Consider the following 3,643-nt stretch of genomic DNA (forward strand, 5'->3'; position numbering starts at 1 on the left):
TCACAGGATATATGCCCTAATAAAAAACCAAACCACCTATAAAAATGATTTGGTTTTGTCATAGAAATCAGCATGACAATGGTGTCACTCTGAGCGAAGTACGAAGGGCTGATTCGTCATGCTGAGCCCAGTCGAAGCACAAAGTACGAAGGGCATCCTGAGCGGTCAGTCCGAAGTCGAAGGGCACCATGAGCTGTCAGTCCGAGCGGAGTCGAGGACCGAAGGGCGAGCCGTTGTCAGTCCGAGCGGAGTGGATGACCGAAGGGCGAGCCGTCACCCTGAGCGGTCAGTCCGAGCGTAGTCGAGGACCGAAGGGCGAGCCGTTGTCAGTCCGAGCGGAGTGGATGACCGAAGGGCGAGCCGTCACCCTGAGCGGTCAGTCCGAGCGTAGTCGAGGACCGAAGGGCTCCCTGAGCTGTCAGTCCGAGCGTAGTCGAGGACCGAACCACGAAGGGCACAAAAAAAACGGCCGTTTCTTTAACAGAAACAGCCGTTAATATCAAATCAATGTAATCACCAATTAATCGGTGCAATCACATTACTTCACTTCTTCGAAATCTACGTCTTTAACATCACCACTGTTATCACCTGAAGACTGACCAGCATCACCAGGTTGTTGAGCAGCACCTTCGTTGGTAGCTTTGTACATCTCTTCAGAAGCAGCATTCCAAGCGTTAGTTAATGCAGTAGAAGCAGTTTCAATGGCAGCAAAATCTTTAGCAGCATGAGCATCTTTCAATTGCTTCAATGCATCTTCAATTGCCGACTTATTACCTGCCGAAAGTTTATCACCGTATTCTTTTAATTGTTTCTCTGTTGAGAAAACTAATGAATCAGCAGCATTCAACTTTTCGATTTCTTCTTTTGCTTTTTTATCCGCTTCAGCATTTGCTTCAGCCTCTTTTTTCATTCTATCGATATCAGCATCTGATAAACCAGAGCTTGCTTCGATACGAATTTTCTGCTCTTTACCGGTTGCTTTATCTTTCGCTAAAACGTGTAAAATACCATTGGCATCAATATCAAAAGCAACTTCGATTTGAGGAATACCACGAGGTGCAGGAGGAATACCGTCTAAGTGGAAACGACCAATTGTACGGTTTTGATTCGCCATCGGGCGCTCACCTTGCAATACGTGAATTTCTACCGAAGGCTGATTGTCAGAAGCCGTTGAGAACACCTCGCTACGTTTGGTAGGAATGGTAGTATTAGACTCAATCAAGCGGGTCATTACACCACCCATGGTTTCAATACCTAATGAAAGCGGAGTAACGTCTAATAACAATACATCTTTAACTTCACCGGTTAATACACCACCTTGAATAGCAGCACCAACAGCCACAACCTCATCTGGGTTTACACCTTTTGAAGGAGCTTTACCAAAGAACGCCTGCACCGCTTCTTGGATAGCAGGGATACGGGTAGAACCACCTACCAAAATCACTTCGTCGATGTCACCTACTGACATACCAGCATTTTTCAATGCAGTACGACAAGGCTCAATGGTACGTTTGATCAATGAGTCAGCTAACTGCTCAAATTTAGCACGGGTAAAGTTGCGCACTAAGTGTTTAGGCACACCATCAACCGGCATAATATACGGCAAGTTGATTTCTGTTGAAGTAGAGCTCGACAATTCGATCTTAGCTTTTTCCGCAGCTTCTTTCAAGCGCTGTAAAGCCATTGGATCTCTACGAAGATCTAATCCTTCATCCTTTTTAAACTCTTCAGCTAACCAATCAATAATTACCTGGTCAAAGTCATCACCACCTAAGTGAGTATCACCATCAGTTGATTTTACTTCAAAAACGCCATCGCCTAATTCCAGGATTGAAACGTCGTGTGTACCACCACCACAGTCGAATACCACAATTTTCATATCCTTATGCGCTTTATCTAAACCGTAAGCTAAAGCAGCTGCGGTAGGCTCATTGATAATACGCTTCACATTTAAACCGGCAATTTCGCCTGCTTCTTTAGTAGCCTGACGTTGTGCGTCGTTAAAGTAGGCTGGAACAGTAATAACCGCATCAGTAACCTCAGTACCTAAATAGTCTTCAGCCGTTTTCTTCATTTTCTGAAGTACCATTGCCGAAATCTCCTGAGGAGTGTAGCTACGATCATCGATCTGAACGCGAGGTGTATTATTATCACCCTTTACCACTGAATAAGGAACACGAGAGATTTCTTTTAAGTCCTCTTCATAGGTGTTACCCATGAAACGCTTAATAGAATAAACCGTTTTCTTTGGATTTGTGATAGCCTGACGTTTAGCAGGATCACCCACTTTGCGCTCGCCATTCTCCACAAATGCAACAATTGAAGGTGTAGTCCTTCTACCTTCACTGTTCGGAATAACTACCGGCTCGTTACCTTCCATAACGGCAACACATGAGTTGGTAGTTCCTAAATCTATACCTATAATTTTTGACATAATTCTAAAATTTTCATTGAACGATATGCATTATTATCAATGCATATGCCAATACCAATTTGACAGCCCTACACTGACAAAACTACATGAACAACTTGCCTTCGACTACGCTCAGGCTGACAACCCAGTCATGCTAAGCGCACTCGAGGTCCGAAGAGAACGTCAGTCCGAGCGTAGTCGAGGACCGAAGCATGAGCCGTCAGACCGAGCGTAGTCGAGGACAGAAGCATGAGCGATCAGTCCGAGCTGTCACCCTGAGCGAAGTCGAAGGGCGAGGACCTAAGTACATAATGACTGCTATTCTTACATTCCGATAAACCCTTCAGGTCCTCCCACCTACCATTAATGATAGCCTCTTTCTTCTTACGCGACCAACCCTTAACCTGTTTCTCAAATTCAATTGCAGCCATTGGAGTCTGAAAAACTTCCCAAAACACCAATTGCACAGGCCTTCGTGAAAACGTATAGCTTCTCTTGTCCCCTCCTTCGTTATGCTCCAACAAACGATTATCAACATCATTGGTAACGCCGGTATAATAAGAACCATCTGAACAAAGCAGAATATAAACATACATTAATTTCATAGGTAGAGTTTTGTAACAATTAATATAACAATAGCCATTTAAAGCAACAAGCCTTCGACTCCGCTCAGGCTGACATTAAATGAAAGGCCTGACCAAGAGCCTTCGACTGTCTCAGGCTGACATTAAATGAAAGGCCTGACCAAGAGCCTTTGACTCCGCTCAGGCTGACATTAAATGAAAGGCCTGACCAAGAGCCTTCGACTACGCTCAGGCTGACATTAAATGAAAGGCCTGACTAAAGCCTTCGACTCCCTCAGGCTGACATTAAATGAAATGAAAGGTCTGACCAATAGCCTTCGACTCCGCTCAGGCTGACAACCCCGTCATACTGTGCGTTGTCATGCTGAGCGGAGGCGAAGTACAAAGTACGAGGACCGAAGGGTAGTGGAAGCATACTAGACGTATACTAGACGTATACTAGACGCATACTCGGCGCATACTCGAAGCGCAGTCATGTTGAGCATAGTCGAAACACTATTTGGGGCTTCGACTACGCTCAGCTGATGTAATAGAATAGAGTTGAAAACTCAATGCAGCATTTCGCACGCGTTGCAGAGGCTGTGTAAAAATGAATTTTTCAGTAACCCGTTAAAAGATAAAGTTGGTTGAACAGTTAGGCTAATTT

General features: G+C 44.7%; 2 protein-coding genes. Both read right to left on the reverse strand.

The features are described from left to right. Positions 1-538: 538 nt before the first annotated feature. Positions 539-2,434 (reverse strand): molecular chaperone DnaK, encoded by a 1,896-nt coding sequence (gene dnaK / locus NF867_RS04270; protein WP_252586348.1) that lies wholly within the window; start codon positions 2,432-2,434, stop codon positions 539-541. 236 nt (positions 2,435-2,670) lie between these two features. Next, positions 2,671-3,018, reverse strand: coding sequence for a GIY-YIG nuclease family protein (locus NF867_RS04275; RefSeq protein ID WP_252586349.1), 348 nt, complete (start codon positions 3,016-3,018; stop codon positions 2,671-2,673). Positions 3,019-3,643: the final 625 nt, after the last annotated feature.

Origin of the sequence: Solitalea agri, from assembly GCF_023914155.1 — a bacterium.
Taxonomy (GTDB): Bacteria; Bacteroidota; Bacteroidia; order Sphingobacteriales; family Sphingobacteriaceae; genus Solitalea; species Solitalea agri.